This window comes from Jejubacter calystegiae (assembly GCF_005671395.1).
GTDB classification, from domain to species: domain Bacteria; phylum Pseudomonadota; class Gammaproteobacteria; order Enterobacterales; family Enterobacteriaceae; genus Jejubacter; species Jejubacter calystegiae.
On sequence record NZ_CP040428.1, the window covers coordinates 5,019,143 to 5,036,593 of the forward strand.

Annotated in this window: 13 protein-coding genes; 3 read left to right on the plus strand and 10 right to left on the minus strand. The window is 59.2% G+C overall.

All coding sequences use genetic code 11. The features are described 5' to 3' along the window. Positions 1 to 68: 68 nt before the first annotated feature. Positions 69 to 980, plus strand: a complete 912-nt coding sequence (locus FEM41_RS23570; protein ID WP_138098921.1) for a LysR family transcriptional regulator — start codon at positions 69 to 71, stop codon at positions 978 to 980. 45 nt (positions 981 to 1,025) lie between these two features. On the opposite strand, the gene glyA is transcribed toward FEM41_RS23570, so the two are convergent. Further along, on the minus strand, positions 1,026 to 2,279 hold the full coding sequence (gene glyA / locus FEM41_RS23575) for a serine hydroxymethyltransferase (RefSeq protein ID WP_138098922.1): 1,254 nt from the start codon (positions 2,277 to 2,279) through the stop codon (positions 1,026 to 1,028). A gap of 296 nt (positions 2,280 to 2,575) precedes the next feature. Between glyA and hmpA the strand changes: the two genes are divergently transcribed. Continuing rightward, the gene (gene hmpA / locus FEM41_RS23580; protein ID WP_138098923.1) at positions 2,576 to 3,766 is read left to right on the plus strand and encodes an NO-inducible flavohemoprotein; all 1,191 of its coding nucleotides are present in this window, start codon (positions 2,576 to 2,578) and stop codon (positions 3,764 to 3,766) included. Positions 3,767 to 3,817: 51 nt separating this feature from the next. Here hmpA and glnB read toward each other — a convergent pair whose 3' ends face one another. From glnB to purL, 5 genes are all read right to left on the minus strand, one after another. Next, positions 3,818 to 4,156, minus strand: coding sequence for a nitrogen regulatory protein P-II (gene glnB, locus FEM41_RS23585; protein ID WP_138098924.1), 339 nt, complete (start codon positions 4,154 to 4,156; stop codon positions 3,818 to 3,820). Between the two features lie 94 nt (positions 4,157 to 4,250). Continuing rightward, entirely contained in the window at positions 4,251 to 5,588 is a 1,338-nt protein-coding gene (gene glrR, locus FEM41_RS23590) for a two-component system response regulator GlrR (protein WP_138098925.1), read from the minus strand. Continuing rightward, positions 5,585 to 6,307: a two-component system QseEF-associated lipoprotein QseG gene (gene qseG / locus FEM41_RS23595; protein WP_138098926.1), complete on the minus strand. Its 723-nt coding sequence runs from the start codon at positions 6,305 to 6,307 to the stop codon at positions 5,585 to 5,587. The genes glrR and qseG overlap by 4 nt, the downstream gene beginning before the upstream one ends. After that, positions 6,304 to 7,737: a sensor histidine kinase gene (locus FEM41_RS23600; RefSeq protein WP_138099314.1), complete on the minus strand. Its 1,434-nt coding sequence runs from the start codon at positions 7,735 to 7,737 to the stop codon at positions 6,304 to 6,306. The genes qseG and FEM41_RS23600 overlap by 4 nt, the downstream gene beginning before the upstream one ends. Before the next feature lie 551 nt (positions 7,738 to 8,288). After that, entirely contained in the window at positions 8,289 to 12,173 is a 3,885-nt protein-coding gene (gene purL / locus FEM41_RS23605) for a phosphoribosylformylglycinamidine synthase (RefSeq protein WP_138098927.1), read from the minus strand. Between the two features lie 268 nt (positions 12,174 to 12,441). Here purL and mltF point away from each other — a divergent pair, with 268 nt between their 5' ends. Continuing rightward, on the plus strand, positions 12,442 to 13,992 hold the full coding sequence (gene mltF / locus FEM41_RS23610; protein WP_138098928.1) for a membrane-bound lytic murein transglycosylase MltF: 1,551 nt from the start codon (positions 12,442 to 12,444) through the stop codon (positions 13,990 to 13,992). Here the strand turns inward: mltF and tadA are convergent. The 4 genes from tadA to murQ form a co-directional block, all read right to left on the minus strand. After that, a complete protein-coding gene (tadA, locus tag FEM41_RS23615) occupies positions 13,883 to 14,353 on the minus strand; it encodes a tRNA adenosine(34) deaminase TadA (protein ID WP_241666668.1) in 471 nt (156 codons plus the stop codon). The two genes, mltF and tadA, sit on opposite strands and share 110 nt — an antisense overlap. Before the next feature lie 81 nt (positions 14,354 to 14,434). After that, positions 14,435 to 15,070, minus strand: a complete 636-nt coding sequence (yfhb, locus tag FEM41_RS23620; protein WP_138098930.1) for a phosphatidylglycerophosphatase C — start codon at positions 15,068 to 15,070, stop codon at positions 14,435 to 14,437. 3 nt (positions 15,071 to 15,073) lie between these two features. Beyond that, the gene (locus tag FEM41_RS23625) at positions 15,074 to 16,438 is read right to left on the minus strand and encodes a PTS transporter subunit EIIC (protein ID WP_138098931.1); all 1,365 of its coding nucleotides are present in this window, start codon (positions 16,436 to 16,438) and stop codon (positions 15,074 to 15,076) included. Positions 16,439 to 16,462: 24 nt separating this feature from the next. Next, positions 16,463 to 17,356, minus strand: coding sequence for an N-acetylmuramic acid 6-phosphate etherase (murQ, locus tag FEM41_RS23630; protein WP_138098932.1), 894 nt, complete (start codon positions 17,354 to 17,356; stop codon positions 16,463 to 16,465). Positions 17,357 to 17,451: the final 95 nt, after the last annotated feature.

Here is a 17,451-nt window from a genome sequence, read left to right on the forward strand (position 1 = left end):
CCCTATATCGGGAGGCAAAAGACAACGGAATTAACAGCTATCAGGAAAACTGAAAGGGCGAGCAAATAATGCGCTATACACTGGATCAACTTACGACCTTCGACGCCGTTGCCCGGTTGGGGTCATTCTCCGCCGCAGCCCGGGAAATACAGCGTTCCCCCTCCGCCGTGAGTATGGCCATGAGCAACCTGGAAGTGGATATGAATGTGCCGCTGTTCGTGCGCAGCCCGCGCCAGGTCAGCCTGACCGGGCAGGGCGAAGCTCTGCGCGAATATGCCAGAGTGGTGCTGGAAAGCTATAATACGCTGGAGCGCCGGGTCGATGCCTTTAATCAACAGATCGAACGATCTATCAGCCTGGCTATCGCCATTCCTTATGGTTTTATCTCTCCTGTATTATACGATTTTTCTATGGCTTTCCCCGAAGTGGATATCCATATCCGCGAGCCGCTTCATGGTGATGTAGAGGCCATGGTGCATTCCGGAGAGGCTCATCTGGGTATTGCGCTGACGCGCGCCGTTGATGCGGATCGTATTCAGTTCCGACAACTGGGGAAACTGACGATGGTACATGTCGTTAGCACTGCTCATCCCCTCGCCCAAAGGATCCCCGTTTCGTTTGCCGATCTTCACCAGTACCGCCATATCGCCTTTGGCCGACAGCAGCGACCGATAGCCACCACCGAATATCTCACCAGCCCGTCGATATGGCGGATGGAGAGCTACGGCGCGATTCTGGAAGCCACCCTCGCCGGACTGGGCTGGGCGTCACTCCCCCATCAGTTTGTTCGCAGAGAGCTGGAACGGGGCGAGCTGGTCGAATTGCGCCAGCAGGAGTATCCGCATACTGACTGGCTGGTTGGCGTGGATCTGCTGTGGTCCAGGCTACGGGCAGAAGGGAAAGCCCAGCACTGGCTACGGAAACGTCTGGTTCGCGATCGGATTTTTGAGCAGGATGCGCCAGGAAAGGGTACTCAATAAAAAACGCCGGCCACAGGGGCCAGCGTTTTTACCAACAGGGCGCGCTTACGCGTAAACCGGGAAGCGGGCGCAGATATCCAACACCTTCTGCTTCACGCGCTCGATGGTCGCTTCGTCCTGGATATTGTCCAGCACGTCGCACATCCAGCCCGCCAGCTCCTGAACTTCCGCTTCTTTAAAGCCGCGACGGGTAACCGCCGGAGTACCAATACGCACGCCAGAAGTCACAAACGGGCTCTTCGGGTCGTTCGGTACACTGTTCTTATTCACGGTAATGTTGGCGCGGCCCAGCGCGGCATCCGCCTCTTTACCGGTCAGATCTTTCGCTACCAGATCCAGCAGGAACAGGTGGTTATCAGTACCGCCGGAAACCACGTTATAACCGCGATCCAGGAACACCTTCACCATGGCTTTAGCGTTCTTCGCCACCTGCTGCTGATAGGTTTTGAATTCCGGCTCCATGGCTTCTTTCAGCGCCACGGCCTTACCGGCAATCACGTGCATCAGCGGACCGCCCTGAGCTCCGGGAAAAACCGCAGAGTTCAGCTTCTTGTACAGCTCTTCACTGCCGCCTTTGGCCAGAATCAGTCCGCCGCGCGGACCGGCCAGAGTTTTATGGGTAGTGGTAGTCACCACGTGGGCATGCGGAACCGGGTTCGGGTAGACGCCGGCGGCGATAAGCCCGGCAACGTGCGCCATATCAACAAACAGATATGCGCCGATGCTGTCGGCGATTTCACGCATCTTCGCCCAGTCCACCACGCCAGAATATGCAGAGAAGCCGCCGATAATCATCTTCGGTTTATGCTCTTTTGCCTGTTTTTCCAGATCCGCGTAGTCGATATGGCCGCTTTCATCGATACCGTAAGGCACGATGTTGTACAGCTTACCGGAAAAGTTAACCGGCGAGCCGTGAGTCAGGTGGCCGCCATGGGCCAGATTCATGCCCAGCACGGTATCGCCCGGCTGCAGCAGCGTGGTGTAAACAGCGAAGTTAGCCTGAGAGCCGGAGTGGGGCTGGACGTTAGCGTAGTCGGCGCCGAACAGCTCTTTGGCGCGATCGATGGCAAGCTGTTCAACGATATCGACATACTCACAGCCGCCGTAGTAGCGCTTGCCGGGATAACCTTCGGCATATTTGTTGGTTAGCTGAGAGCCCTGCGCCTGCATCACACGCGGACTGGTGTAGTTTTCGGAGGCGATCAGTTCGATATGCTCTTCCTGACGTACTTTCTCCTGCTCCATAGCCTGCCACAGTTCGGCATCATAATCGGCAATGTTCATTTCACGCTTTAACATCCGCATCTCCTGACTCAGCTAACGATAAAAGGACTCGCCCACGGCGGGCAACGGCCCCCAGTATAACCGATTAAAAGTCTGATAACAGGTCTTGACAAAGGATTGTGCGCAAACGATTGGCTACCCGCCAAACAAGGCGTTATGGATTTCCAGGTTTACACGCATGACAGGAAAGATACTCATCGTCCAGTTGTATTTTATTCACTTACATAACATCCTCCTTTACATGGTTATGACATTTCCATAAAATGCATCACATATACCACTTTAAGAAATCTGAGAATAAGGAGTGCGCAATGTTAGACGCCCAGACCATCGCCGTCGTGAAATCCACCATCCCCCTGCTTGCCGACACCGGCCCCAAACTCACCGCCCACTTTTATGACCGTATGTTCCGCCACAACCCGGAACTGAAAGATATTTTCAATATGAGCAACCAGCGCAACGGCGACCAGCGTGAAGCGCTGTTTAACGCCATCTGCGCCTATGCCACCAATATTGAAAACCTGGCAGCGATTCTGCCGGCCGTTGAGAAAATCGCCCAGAAGCACACCAGCTTCCAGATCCGCCCCGATCAGTATCAGATCGTCGGTCACCATCTGCTGGCGACGCTGGACGAGATGTTCAGCCCGGGCGACGAAGTGCTGGATGCCTGGGGTAAAGCCTACGGCGTGCTGGCCCAGGTGTTTATCGACCGCGAAGGGCAAATCTACGACGAAACCAAAGCCAAAACGGGTGGCTGGGAAGGCACCCGTCCTTTCCGCATCGCGGCGAAAAAGCCCCAGAGCACGCTTATCACCAGTTTTGAACTGGAGCCTGTGGACGGCAAGCCGGTGGCCGACTACCGCCCTGGCCAGTACACCGCCGTCTGGCTGAAGCCAGAAGGCTTTGCTCATCAGGAGATTCGCCAGTACTCCCTGACCCGCAATCCCAACGGCAAGAGCTACCGTATTGCGGTGAAGCGCGAAGGCGAAGGCCAGGTGTCCAGTTGGCTGCATCAGCATGCGAAAGAAGGCGATGTGGTCAACCTGGTGGCGCCGGCGGGCGACTTCTTTATGGATGTTACGCCTGAGACACCGGTTACCCTGATTTCCGGCGGCGTCGGTCAGACTCCGATGCTGGCGATGCTTAACACTCTGGCCGCTACCGGTCATCGCGGCCAGGTGAACTGGTTCCACGCCGCCGAAAACGGCAGCGTGCATGCCTTCGCTGATGAGGTAGCCCAGTTGGGCAATCAGCTACCGGCATTCCACAGCCACGTCTGGTACAGCCAGCCGGACGCCGACGACCGCGCGCAGCAGCGTTTCGATAGCGAAGGGCTGATGACGCTGGCGGACGAAGCCGGTCAGTTCAGCGATTCAGCCACCCAGTTCTATCTGTGCGGGCCGATCGGCTTTATGCAGTTCGCCGCCGAACAGCTGGTGAAACTGGGCGTGGATAAATCGCGCATCCACTACGAATGCTTCGGCCCGCATAAGGTGCTGTAAAAAACGAAACGGCCCGCAAAAGCGGGCCGTTTGTTTAACAGAGCGTGACGATTACAGCGCCGCGTCATCCTCTTCGCCGGTACGAATCCGCACCACGCGCGCCACATCAAAGACAAAAATCTTACCGTCACCGATCTTGCCGGTCTGGGCGGTACGAATAATGGTATCGACACAGGTATCAACAATATCGTCCGCCACCACAATTTCGATCTTCACCTTCGGCAGAAAGTCGACCATATACTCGGCGCCGCGATAAAGCTCGGTGTGCCCCTTCTGGCGGCCGAAGCCTTTCACCTCGGTGACCGTCATTCCGGTAATCCCTACTTCGGCCAGCGCTTCACGCACATCGTCCAGTTTGAAGGGTTTAATAATCGCATCAATCTTTTTCATGGTGCATCCTTAAATCAACTTGCGTTACACGCAGCGCTCGCCTCTGTGTCGGCGCCTCGTTGGTTATAAACTGTCGGGCATCAGGAAACACAGCCTATTCTTTAAAGTCACTGGCGTCCAGTTCATGACGAGCCAGCAGTTTGTAGAATTCAGTACGGTTGCGGCCCGCCATTCTTGCTGCATGGGTGACATTGCCTTTGGCGATCTGCAGCAGCTTACGCAGATAGTTCAGTTCAAACTGGCTGCGCGCTTCTACAAAGGTGGGAAGCACGGTGTTTTCACCCTCCAGCGCCTGCTGGATCAACGCCTCGCTAATGACCGGCGCCGGGCTCAGCGCCACGCACTGCTCAATCACGTTCACCAGTTGGCGAACATTGCCCGGCCAACTGGCAGCCATCAGGCGTTTCATCGCGTCGGTGGAAAAACTGCGCACAAAGGGCTTATGGCGCTCCGCCGCCTGACGCAGCAGATGATTAGCCAGCAGCGGAATATCCTCGGCCCGCTCATGCAGCGCCGGAATCTTCAGGCTGACGACGTTCAGGCGATAGAACAGATCCTCGCGAAACTCGCCACGCTGCATCGCTTTCGGCAGATCCCGATGGGTGGCGGAAAGAATACGCACGTTAATATCGACATCACGATTACTGCCCAGCGGCCGTATCTTGCGCTCCTGCAACACCCGCAGCAGCTTCACCTGAAGCGGCACCGGCATATCGCCAATCTCATCCAGAAACAGCGTCCCACTTTCGGCGGCCTGGAACAGTCCTTCACGGCTGCTGACCGCACCAGTAAAAGCGCCGCGCGCATGACCAAAAAGTTCAGACTCCAGCAGCTGTTCCGGTAGCGCGCCACAGTTAATAGCAATAAATGCCTTGCCTGCACGGGGGCTGGCCTGATGAATGGCGCGGGCCAGCACCTCTTTACCGGTGCCGCTCTGGCCGTTAATCAGTACGCTGACATCCGACTGAGCCACCATACGCGCCTGTTCCAGCAGACGCAGCATTGCCGGGCTGCGGGTGACGATGGTCTCACTCCACAGGTTGTCTCCCGTTCCGGCGCTCTGGGCCAGCGCTTCGTCTATCGCCCTGTAGAGCGCGTCCCGGTCCACCGGTTTGGTCAGAAAGCTGAATACTCCCTGACGGGTAGCGGCCACCGCATCGGGAATCGAGCCGTGGGCGGTCAGGATGATCACCGGCAGCCCCGGCTGCGTTTTCTGGATTTCGGCAAACAGCTGCATGCCGTCCATCTCGTCCATCCGCAGATCGCTAATCACCAGATCCGGCCGCTCTTTGGCCAGCAGTTTCAAGCCCTGCTGGCCGCTTTCCGCGGTGGTGACCTGGTAGCCCTGGCTGGTAAGACGCATACCCAATAGCTTCAGCAACCCTGGATCGTCATCCACCAATAGCAGTCGCGCGCCGCTGTGCTGTGTCATGGTTTGGCCTCCTGCGCGTCATCGCTTTGCGGCGCCTGGGGGTCTGGTGCATCACCATCGGGCAGGTAGCTGCTCGCCCCTTTGCGGCTGGAAAGCTGACGCTCAATATCAGTCAGGTTTTGTAGCTTACGCCGGGTCTGCTCCAACTGGCTGTGCAGATGTTTCTGCTGCTGACGCAGCTCATCCAGCTCGCTATCGCTCTGCTCCTGAAGCGTGCTATAGCGCCAGCGGGCGTCGGAGAGCGACAGCTCCTGGGCCTGGTTATCGCGCAGCATCTGATACAGCGTGTGCACCTGACGTGGCACCGCATAACTCATGTTATCCAGCTTATTCAGATTGTGCCGCCGCTCCTGGGGAGTAATCTTCGCCTTCGCCAGCAGGATCCCCTGGCGAAACGCCGCCTGCCAGGTCTCTTCATCAAAGCGATGAGCCAGCGAGCGGGCATCGGCAGGCGCCAGCCGTTCAGCGCAGTCAATGCCCCGCAGCCAGTACAGCGGATTATTTTCCGCCACGGCGCCTTTGAGTCGCCACAGTGTGGGACAGGGCGTCGCCAGATAATCCGCCACCTGTCGTTCCGGTTCAGCCGGACGCGCCCCTGCATGGTGCGCGCCCTGTTCCTTAACGGTCGTGCAGCCTGCCAGCAGCGTCAGGAGCACCGCCAGTAGCGGTCCCGTACAGGCCCTGCGCCACCGCGCAACGCCAGTCAACCCATTCGTCATATCGTCTCATTTCCGGTACAGACCGGCAGTTCGATGCGGAAACAGACATCCGCGTCGTTATCATCCACCAGGCGCAGGGTGCCCTGCATACGCCGGATCGCATCCTGCGCAATGCTCAGTCCAAGACCGCTGCCCTTTACCGCGCCCTTGCGCTGTTGGCTGCCCTGATAAAAGGGTTCGAAAATCATGGCCCGTTCACTTTCCGGAATCGATGGGCCATCGTTGGCGACCTCGATGGTCAGATGATCACCCGCCCGGTAGCTACGCAGATAAATGGTACCGGATTCAGTGCCATAGTGCACCGCATTGGAGTAGAGATTATCCAGCGCGCTGGTCAGCAGACTGGGGTCCGCCAGGCAGTCTTCCGGGGCCAGGGTGACCCGGGCTTGCATCAGTTTAGCCCGTGCCGGCAGCGCATGCGCGGCAATAATCCGCTCCACCAGCGGCGCCAGCGCCACTGGCTGCAGCGTGCTGGCGCCGTCGGTCAGCTTGCGATTATAGTCCAGCAGTTGTTCTATCAGCCGTTGCAGATTGTGACTGCTGCTGTCGAGAATCGCCACTACCTCTTCCTGCTCCGGCGTCAGCGGCCCTGCCACCCGGTCAGCCAGCAGCGCCGTACCTTCGCGCAGGCTGGCAAGCGGGGTCTTAAGTTCGTGGGAAATATGCCGCAAAAACTGATGGCGCTGGGATTCGAGCCAGCTCAGGCGCTCGCTCAGCCAGATAATGCGCTGCCCTACCGAGCGCAGTTCCCGCGGCCCTTTGAACAGCGGTATCTCATCCAGCCTCTGCCCTTCTCCCAGTTGGTTAATCATGCGTTCCAGCCCCTTAACAGGGCCAATAATCATTCGGGTAAACAGCATCACCAGCGCCAGGCTGACCAGAAACAGGGCCAGCGCCTGACGGCCAAAGTAGCGACCGCGTTCGGCAATCTCCCGCTGTAGCTGTATGCCGCGGGCAGAAACCACCGAGCGGGTCGCCTGTACCAGCTCGGTATTGGCATGGGCAAAGGTTTCGAGCTGCGCCGACGCCGCCTCATCCGGGCCGCTATTGCGGCACTTCAGGGCGCTCAGCCCTTCAAGGGCGTGACTTAGCGTGCGCCAGATACGCTCATCAGGCAGCACGCTGGCGTGGGCCGCCAACATCTGGCCATAGCGCTGGCGCTGGCTCTGGTAAACGTTCGCCAGGGTGGGGTTATCCAGCACGCAGTACTGACGATAGCTACGCTCCATCTCCAGCGCGGCGCTGGTCATGGCTTCGCTGCGGCGGGCGTCGGTCAGCGCCGTTCTGTTGGTCCAGGCCGCCTGATCGCTCAGAGCATTCAGGCTCTGCCATGCCTGCCAGGCCAGCACCAGTAGCGGCACCAGCACCAGCAAAAACGCCATCATAACCACCTGACGCAGGGAACGGGGGAAGACGGACCAGCGTTTCAACGGCATGCTCTCAGGTTATCCATAATGCCATGATGCTAACGGAGCGCGACGCAGGAGGAAAGCGCCAGATGTGAAAACGGCAGAGCCAAATTGACTCTGCCGCTTTACTGGAATCAGGCGGTGCCTTACTCAACGTTTCGCCCGATGCCTGATAAAGGAGCGAACTCGCTATTATCAGATGGTGGACGGCAGGCACCTTTTTGTGCGTCATTCGTAGGTTTATGTAGCACGTCCGACTGGCGGGGCTGACATAAGAAGGTGAATGAGCCACTGATTCATATAATGCACGTTTTATGCCAAAAATAAAAGAAAACAAATAAGCCAATGATTTTAAATGTTTTTATGATAAAACATTCTTAAACTGACCAGAGAAGTGCTCCTCAGAACCGTCTCCTTATGGAGACACTCATAACCCGTTTAAGCTCAGAAACAAAAAATCAACAAGTTAAATGTCACCTTTTGGCGACACCAGATACCCCATGCTGTCGCGCTTTCCCGACACTATCATTGCCTCCCGTTACGATTTTCCTGAGTAACGGGAGGCAGCAGCATTAACCCAACTGACGACGGGCGTTACGGAACAGACGCATCCAGGGGCTGTCCTCGCCCCACTGTGCCGGATGCCAGGAGTTCGCCACGCTCCGGAATACGCGCTCGGGGTGCGGCATCATAATAGTAACGCGCCCGTCTTCACTGGTTACCGCCGTAATGCCATTCGCTGAACCGTTCGGGTTAGCCGGATAGCGCTCGGTCACCTTTCCGAAGTTATCGACATAGCGCAGCGCCACCAGTCCCCGGCTTTCCAGTTCGCTCAGCGGCGCGCCGACGCGCGGCTCCACCCGACCTTCGCCGTGGGAAACGGCGATCGGCATACGGGAACCGGCCATGCCTTCCATCAGCAGCGAGGCGCTTTCCGCCACCTCAACCAGACTGAACCGCGCCTCAAAGCGCTCGGACTGGTTACGCACAAAGCGCGGCCACAGGTCGCTACCCGGAATCAGCTCCCGCAGGTTAGAGAGCATCTGGCAGCCGTTACAGACCCCCAGAGCCAGGGTATCCGGGCGCAGGAAGAAGCCGCGGAACGCTTCGCGAACCGGCTCGTTGAACAGAATCGATTTCGCCCAGCCTTCGCCGGCTCCCAGTACGTCGCCGTAAGAGAAGCCGCCGCAGGCGACCAGGGTATGGAAATCGCCCAGATCGTGACGTCCGGCAATCAGATCGCTCATATGCACGTCCACGGCGTCAAAACCGGCGCGATGGAATGCCGCCGCCATCTCGACATGAGAGTTGACCCCCTGTTCGCGCAGCACCGCCACTTTCGGGCGCGCGCCGGTGGCGATAAAGGGTGCCGCGATATCCTCATCCATATCGAAGCTCAGGGCGACGTTCAGCCCCGGATCGCTATTATCGCCCTTCGCCGCGTGCTCTTCATCGGCGCAGGCCGGGTTGTCGCGCAGGCGCTGCATCTGCCAGGTGGTTTCCGCCCACCACTGACGTAACTGATTGCGGCTCTCGCGATACACCGTTTCGCTCCCGGCGCGAACGATAAAGTCATCTCCGACGCTCGCCTGGCCCAAATAATGGGTGCATGCTGCCAGACCGTGGGACGCCAGCAGCGCTTCCACGCTTTCGCGCTCATCGGCCGCAACCTGGATCACAGCGCCCAGCTCTTCGTTAAACAGCGCCGCCAGGCGATCGTCGCCCAGGGCGGCAATATCCACATCCAGACCGCAATGACCGGCGAAGGCCATCTCCGCCAGAGTGACCAGCAGGCCGCCGTCGCCGCGATCGTGGTAAGCCAGCAGCGAACCGCGGGCCAGCAGCGCCTGGATAGCGTCGAAGAAGCCTTTTAGCTGCTCAGGACAGCGAACGTCAGCGGTGCTGTCGCCCAACTGGCGATAAACCTGGGCCAGCGCGGTGGCGCCAAGGGCATTACGGCCCTGGCCCAGATCGATCAGCAACAGGGCATTCTCTTCGGTGCTGAGCTGCGGCGTGGCGGTACGACGGGCGTCCTCTACCCGGGCAAAGGCGCTAATCACCAGCGACAGCGGCGACGTCACTTCACGCGCTTCACTGCCTTCCTGCCAGCGGGTTTTCATCGACATTGAATCCTTACCCACCGGAATGGTCAGCCCCAGCGCCGGACACAGTTCTTCGCCCACCGCTTTCACCGCCTGGTACAGACCGGCATCTTCACCGGGGTGGCCCGCCGCGGCCATCCAGTTAGCGGAAAGCTTCACCCGCGTGAGGGAGCCAATCTGCGCCGCGGCGATATTGGTCAGCGCCTCGCCCACCGCCAGACGGGCGGAGGCGGCAAAATCCAGCAGCGCAACCGGCGCGCGCTCGCCCATGGACATGGCTTCGCCGTGATAGCTGTCCAGGCTGGCGGTGGTCACCGCGCAGTCAGCCACCGGGATCTGCCAGGGGCCGACCATCTGATCCCGGGCCACCATACCGGTGACGGTACGGTCGCCAATGGTGATCAGAAAGGTCTTTTCAGCCACCGCAGGCAGATGCAATACCCTTTTCACCGCATCAATGAGATCGATACCGGTGCGATCCAGCGCCTGGCCCTGAGCCTGCTGGCTGGCCACGTCGCGGGTCATTTTCGGGGTTTTACCAAGCAGAACATCCAGCGGCATATCAATGGGCTGATTGTCGAAGTGGCTGTCATTCAGGGTCAGATGCTCTTCCTCTGTCGCCTCGCCAATCACTGCATAGGGCGCGCGTTCGCGACGGCACAGGGCATCGAAATCCGCCAGTCGTTCCGGCGCCACCGCCAGCACATAGCGCTCCTGAGATTCGTTGCACCAGACTTCCAGCGGGCTCATACCCGGCTCGTCGCTCAGGATATCCCGCAGCTCAAAACGGCCGCCGCGCCCGCCGTCGCTCACCAGTTCCGGCATGGCGTTGGAAAGTCCACCCGCCCCCACATCGTGGATAAACAGGATCGGGTTGTTATCCCCCAACTGCCAGCAGCGGTCGATCACCTCCTGACAGCGACGCTCCATTTCCGGGTTATCTCGCTGTACCGAGGCAAAGTCGAGATCGGCGTCGGACTGACCGGAATCCATTGACGAAGCGGCACCGCCGCCCAGACCGATATTCATGGCCGGACCGCCCAGCACGATCAGTTTCGCTCCCGGGGGGATCTCCCCTTTCTGGACGTGATCGGCGCGGATATTACCGATACCGCCCGCCAGCATTATGGGCTTATGATAACCACGCACTTCGGCGCCGTTGTGGCTGCTCACCCGCTCCTCGTAGGTACGGAAGTAACCGTTCAGGGCCGGGCGGCCAAATTCGTTGTTAAAGGCAGCGCCGCCGAGCGGGCCATCCAGCATGATGTCCAGCGCCGAAACGATGCGCTGCGGCTTGCCGAAATCCTCTTCCCAGGGCTGCTCGAAGCCGGGAATACGCAGGTTAGAAACCGAGAAACCGACCATCCCCGCCTTGGGTTTTGCGCCGCGCCCGGTGGCACCTTCATCGCGAATTTCACCGCCGGAGCCGGTGGCCGCGCCCGGCCACGGGGAGATTGCGGTCGGGTGGTTGTGGGTCTCGACCTTCATCAGAATATGGGTCGGCTCCTGATGATACTGGTAGCGACCATCGGCGTCCTGCGGGTAGAAACGCCCGACCTCAGAGCCTTCCATCACTGCGGCATTATCTTTATAGGCGGAGAGCACGTACTCCGGCGTCTGCTCGAAGGTGTTCTTAATCATCTTAAACAGCGACTTCGGCTGAGTTTCCCCGTCGATAATCCAGTCGGCGTTAAAGATCTTGTGGCGACAGTGTTCCGAGTTCGCCTGAGCGAACATATAGAGTTCGATATCGTTAGGATTGCGACCCAGAGAGGTAAACGCCTGCTGCAGATAGTCAATTTCGTCTTCCGCCAGCGCCAGCCCCAGACGAACGTTGGCTTCGATCAGCGCTTCGCGCCCGCGACCGAGCAGATCGACGCTCTGAACCGGACGCGGATTGTGATGGGCGAACAGGCATTCGGCCTGCTCAGGCGCGGTAAACACGCTTTCCATCATTCTGTCGTGAACCAGGGCCGCCGCCGCATCGCGCTGAGCGGGGCTCAACTCCCCTTCCAGATACCAGGCCACGCCGCGCTCCAGGCGCTTCACCTGGCTCAGACCGCAGTTGCGGGCAATGTCGGTGGCTTTAGAGGACCAGGGGGAGAGCGTACCGGGACGGGGCGTCACCAGCAGCAGCGTACCGCCAGGCGCATGGCTTGCCAGGGTCGGGCCATATTCCAGCAGGCGCACAAGCCGCGCGCGCGCCTCATCGTCAAGGGGGGCCGCCAGGTCAGCAAAGTGCATATATTCGGCATAGACGCCGGTTACCGGCAGCCGGGCCGCGTTAAAACGATCCAGCAATTTATTGATTCGGAAGGCTGACAGGGCGGGCGAACCACGCAGAATTTCCATCATAAGATCTCTCGTCTTCGAAGCGGCTGTATGGCGCCATCGATGGCACCAGGGGAAAACGGGCGTCATTATAGAGAATCCACAGCGGCGACGAAACCGTTTGCGCAGAAATAAAATTCCTGTGACGCTGTACGTAAAATGGTCAAAAAACGCACTAAGCGGTTGCCAGCGCACGCATTGTTGAGCAAAATGCGGCTCCAATAGCCCCGTATAATAATGAAATTTTCCTGGCTCCCAACCAGGACTTAAGACAGCGCAGAGACTTAACTTATTGAAGAAACTAAAGATTAACTATCTGCTTGTCGGGGTGGTCGCCCTGTTGTTGGCGATTGCGCTATGGCCCTCCGTTCCCTGGTTTGGCAAAGCTGAAAACCGTCTCGCTGAGATTCAGAGTCGGGGAGTGCTGCGCGTTAGTACCATCGCCACCCCGCTCACCTGGTACCGCGAGAAAAATAAAATCACCGGCCTGGACTATGAGCTGGCGCAGCAGTTTGCCCGCTATCTGGGGGTGAAGCTGGAAGTGAAAGTGCGTTCGACCATCGATCAACTGTTCGACGATCTGGACAGCGGTAAGGCGGATATTCTGGCGGCCGGGCTGGTATATAACAACGATCGCCGTCAGGCTTACCAGGCTGGCCCGGCCTATTACGCCGTATCTCAACAGCTGGTCTACCGTAAGGGCACCCTCAGACCAAAGAGCCTGGAGGGGATCACCGCGCAGCAGATGACCCTGACGCCCGGTCTGGCGGCGCTGAGCGAACTGCGTAAGCTGCGCGAAGGTCAGTATCCCGAACTGAGCTGGCACGTTGATGAACGCCGGAGCAGCAATGAGCTACTGCGCAAGGTGCTGGACGGCGATATCACTTACACCATCGCCGACTCCGTCGCCATCAGCATGTTTCAGCGTATTCATCCGCAACTGGCCGTCGCGCTGGACGTCACCGAAGAGCAGCCCGTCACCTGGTTTTCTCCCCGTGACGATGACGACAGCCTGTCTGCAGCGCTGCTCGACTTCTTTAACGACATCTGCAGTGACGGCACCCTGGCACGTCTGGAAGAGAAATACCTGGGCCACGTCGGCACCTTCGACTACGTGGACACCCGCAGCTTCCTGCGCGCCATCGATAACGTGCTGCCGGAACTGCAGCCGCTATTTGAAAAGTATGCGCAAAGCATCGACTGGCGCCTGCTGGCGGCCATTTCGTATCAGGAGTCGCACTGGAACGCGCTGGCCACTTCCCCCACCGGGGTGCGCGGCATGATGATGCTGACCCGCAATACGGCGCAAAGTCTGGGGGTTGAAGACCGGCTGGATGCCGAACAGAGCATTCGCGGCGGCGCCAGCTATCTGCAGAAGATGATGAGTAAGGTGCCCGAAACGGTGCCGGAAGAGGAGCGCATCTGGTACGCGCTGGCAGCCTATAACATGGGCTATGCCCATATGCTGGACGCCCGGGCACTGACCGCAAAGCTGAAAAAGAATCCCGACAGCTGGGCGGATGTGAAGCAGACATTGCCGCTACTGAGCCAGAAGCGCTACTACACTCAGACCACTTACGGCTATGCCCGGGGTCACGAAGCCCACGCCTATGTGGAGAATATTCGCCGCTACCAGCAGAGTCTGGAAGGGTACCTGAGAGAGAAAGAGCGCCAAAAAGCGAAAAGCACTCAACTAGCCCAGGGGTATCCGGCGGTCACCCCGGGCGAAGTGGCTATCCCCGATTACGGTCCATTTCCCTTTGCGCCTTTTTTTGCGCTCGCCGTTGGCGAAAAAATTCACTCAACAGTGCCGAACACGCTGGCGCAAGAATCCCCCCGCTAACCTGTACCCGGTGATTCATTCCCGGGTGGCCCAGCACATCCATCAGCGAACCCGCAGCGCCGGTCTTGGCATCGCTGGCGCCATACACCAGATGGCTGACCCGGCCATGCACCATGGCCCCGGCGCACATCACGCAGGGCTCAAGGGTTACGTACAGCGTGGTATCCAGCAGACGATAGTTTTGCAGCACCATCCCCCCCTGGCGCAGCGCCATAATTTCGGCGTGCGCGGTGGGATCGTGACGGCCAATAGGGCGATTCCAGCCTTCGCCAATCACCTGATTTTGCCAGACCAGTACCGCGCCGACGGGCACTTCGCCCTCTTCCCCGGCGCGCTGCGCCAGGGTTAGCGCATGGCGCATCCAGTATTCATGATCGATGGGCTGTTCGGACACGGCGACCTCCGGATTAATGGGGCGCGCATTATACACGGGGCGATGACTTCACTCCAGTTGCTGCAGTCGCCCCTGGGGCGTGACCCGCCAGCGGTGCTCGCAGAAGCGCAGCAGCGGGTTATCCTGGCTGCTGTCGCTGTAGCCGCTATAGAGCTGAAGCGGCACGCCCAGCCGCTGTTCCAGTTGGGCCACCTTTTCGTGGCCCAGGCAGCGCAGGGTCAGCACCTGACCGCCGCAACGCCGGGTCATACGGCTGGCGATAAGCTTCACCCGGGGCAGCCACGGGCTATCGCCGTAGACCTGCTCCACCAGCGGCTGGGGAGAGCCGGTAATCAGCCAGACATCGGCATCGGCGCTATCCAGATAGTCATTCAGCCGCTGCTGAACCACCGGAAAAGCGGTGACCCTGCTCCGAAACGCCGCGACAAAATCGGCTTCGAGCTGCCGGAGTCGACGTTCGCTGCGGCCAAAGGTACAGCCCCACAGCAGCAGACTCATGGGCCAGCGGGTAGCGCGCCCCTGAATCAGCAGCCCCAGCGCCACCACCGGCAGCAGCGGTATCACCAGTAGCAGGTTCAACGGCTGGCGACGCAGCAGCCAGCGCAGATAACAGCCAAACATATCCTGTTGGTGCAGCGTGCCATCCAGGTCAAAAAAAACCACCCGACGTCCGTTATCGCTCAATCGTTACTCCTCCGGATCTTTAAAGCCAATCAGCCAGGTAAACAGAAAACCGGCAATCACGGTAATCAGATACCCCGCCAGATACAACATCACTTTACCGGAAACCATGGTGAACGCCAGCGGCAGCCCGGAAAGCCCAAAGGTAATGACCGTAGAGACCTTCCAGTAGCTGATTAGGGCTCCGCCGACCGCGCCCCCCAGACAGGCGGCCAGGAACGGGCGCCCCAGCGGCAGAGTCACACCGAAAATCAGCGGCTCGCCGATGCCCAGCAGCCCCACCGGCAGTGCCCCTTTTATCATCTGCTTCAGACGCGCATTGCGGGTTTTCATCAGAACGGCGATGGCCGCCCCCACCTGACCGACACCGGCCATAGAGAGGATAGGCAGCAGCGCATTGAAGCCATGCGCCTGTACCAGTTCAACGTGAATAGGAACCAGCCCCTGATGCAGCCCGGTCAGCACCAGCGGCAGGAAAGCCCCGGACAGAATGGCGCCGACCAGCAGCCCGCCCTTATCGATAGCCAGAGTCGCGCCATGCGCGATAGCATCCGAGATCCAGCCGCCAAGCGGCTGTAGCGCCACGATAGCCACGGTACCGGCAATCAGCGTGGTCAGCAGCGGGTTGAGAATCAGCTCCAGCGAGCCGGGCAGCCAGCTACGCAGCCGCTTTTCAATCCAGCACATCAGCGCCACCACCAGCAGCACGGCGATCACCCCGCCGCGCCCGGGCTGCAGATGTTCGCCGAACAGTTCGATCTGCGCCAGCTGCGGACTGGAGAGGATCCCGGCCATGACGCCGCCCATCGCCATCGATCCGCCGTAGACCTTCGCAGCGTTAACCCCCACCAGAATATTCATAATGGCGAAAACCGCGCTGCCAAAGATGCCCATCAGTCCCAGCAAATTCGGGTTTTGCACCGCAAAATCGCCGACGATATCCGGGCGCTTAAGGATATTGACGATGCCGGTAATCAGACCCGAAGCGATAAAGGCCGGAATCAGCGGGATAAAGACATTGGCCAACTGGCGCAACGCATCGCTCATCGGTGCCTTATAGCGCGCTTTTGCTTCGGCTTTGGTACGGGCGGCGGTATCCACCGGCTGCGCCTGAGCGGGGGCGCCGCTCATCAGAGTCTGCATCGACTCCACTACCTGGGCCGCCCGACCGGGGCCGACGATAAGCTGGTGCTGCTCCCCCTGCTTCACATAGCCGCTGACGCCGGGCAGGCCTTTCAGCTTGTCCAGCGCCAGTTGCGCTTCGTCGCGCACCGTTAGCCGCACCCGCGTCATACAGTTTTCCAGGCGGACGATATTGCCCTGCCCGCCAACGCCCAGCAAAATCGCCTGAGCCAGCTGTTGTCTGTCCATCCCTGTTTCTCCCTCTGATGATCTTTATCCCTGCAACGCGGCGCGCAGATAGCCGCGATGCTCAGCGAGGCGGGCCCTGGCGGTTACCGCATCCAGACCGGCCAGTTCCATCAGAATGGCGGGCTTCACCTCATAGTCGGTTTGCGCCAGCAGCGCCTCGGCCCGCTCACGCGGCGCGCCGGTGGCTTCCATCAGCATCCGGCAGGCGCGATCCACCAGCTTGGCATTGGTCGCTTTCATATCCACCATCAGATTCTGAAATACCTTGCCGAATTTCACCATCGCACCGGTGGAGAGCATATTCAGCACCAGTTTCTGGGCGGTGCCCGACTTAAGGCGGGTGGAGCCGGTCAGCGCCTCTGGCCCCACTACCGGCGAGATAGCGATATCCGCCGCCCGGGCGATAGCGGAATCCGGATTGCAGGAAATTGCCACCGTGGTACAACCGCAACTACGCGCATAAGCCAGACCGCCCAGCACATAGGGAGTGCGCCCGGAAGCGGCCAGCCCCACCACCAGATCCCGCGCTTCCAGATTGATCTCACGCAGATCCTGTTCGCCAAACTGCGGATTATCCTCTGCCCCTTCCACCGCCTTGAGCAGCGCCCCCGGTCCCCCGGCGATCAGGCCCACCACCAGATCGTGAGATACCCCAAAGGTAGGCGGACACTCGGCAGCATCCAGTATTCCCAAACGACCGCTGGTACCGGCACCCATATAGATAATTCGCCCCCCCGCCAGCAGCGCAACGGCCGCGGCATCCACCGCCTGCGCCACCTGCGGCAGCGTGGCTTTTACCGCTTGCGCCACCGTGGCATCCTGTTGATTAAATCGGGTGACCATCTCCAGCGTGGAGAGTGCGTCCAGATCCATTGTTTCAGGATTACGTGATTCAGAAACCAGTGCGCCAAGATTCATTATGCCTCTCTTGAATATTTAATTCATAAAACTGAGTCTATAATGGAATATAAAATTCTTAATCGCGAGCGATAATTGTGATAATTTCCGGTAAC

What these genes read in the sequence shown, in the direction of transcription:
- FEM41_RS23570 (WP_138098921.1), top strand. Translation starts at nt 69, where the DNA reads ATGCGCTATACACTGGATCAACTTACGACCTTCGACGCCGTTGCCCGG.
- glyA (WP_138098922.1), bottom strand. Translation starts at nt 2,279, where the DNA reads ATGTTAAAGCGTGAAATGAACATTGCCGATTATGATGCCGAACTGTGG.
- hmpA (WP_138098923.1), top strand. Translation starts at nt 2,576, where the DNA reads ATGTTAGACGCCCAGACCATCGCCGTCGTGAAATCCACCATCCCCCTG.
- glnB (WP_138098924.1), bottom strand. Translation starts at nt 4,156, where the DNA reads ATGAAAAAGATTGATGCGATTATTAAACCCTTCAAACTGGACGATGTG.
- glrR (WP_138098925.1), bottom strand. Translation starts at nt 5,588, where the DNA reads ATGACACAGCACAGCGGCGCGCGACTGCTATTGGTGGATGACGATCCA.
- qseG (WP_138098926.1), bottom strand. Translation starts at nt 6,307, where the DNA reads ATGACGAATGGGTTGACTGGCGTTGCGCGGTGGCGCAGGGCCTGTACG.
- purL (WP_138098927.1), bottom strand. Translation starts at nt 12,173, where the DNA reads ATGATGGAAATTCTGCGTGGTTCGCCCGCCCTGTCAGCCTTCCGAATC.
- tadA (WP_241666668.1), bottom strand. Translation starts at nt 14,353, where the DNA reads ATGCGCCATGCGCTAACCCTGGCGCAGCGCGCCGGGGAAGAGGGCGAA.
- FEM41_RS23625 (WP_138098931.1), bottom strand. Translation starts at nt 16,438, where the DNA reads ATGGACAGACAACAGCTGGCTCAGGCGATTTTGCTGGGCGTTGGCGGG.
- murQ (WP_138098932.1), bottom strand. Translation starts at nt 17,356, where the DNA reads ATGAATCTTGGCGCACTGGTTTCTGAATCACGTAATCCTGAAACAATG.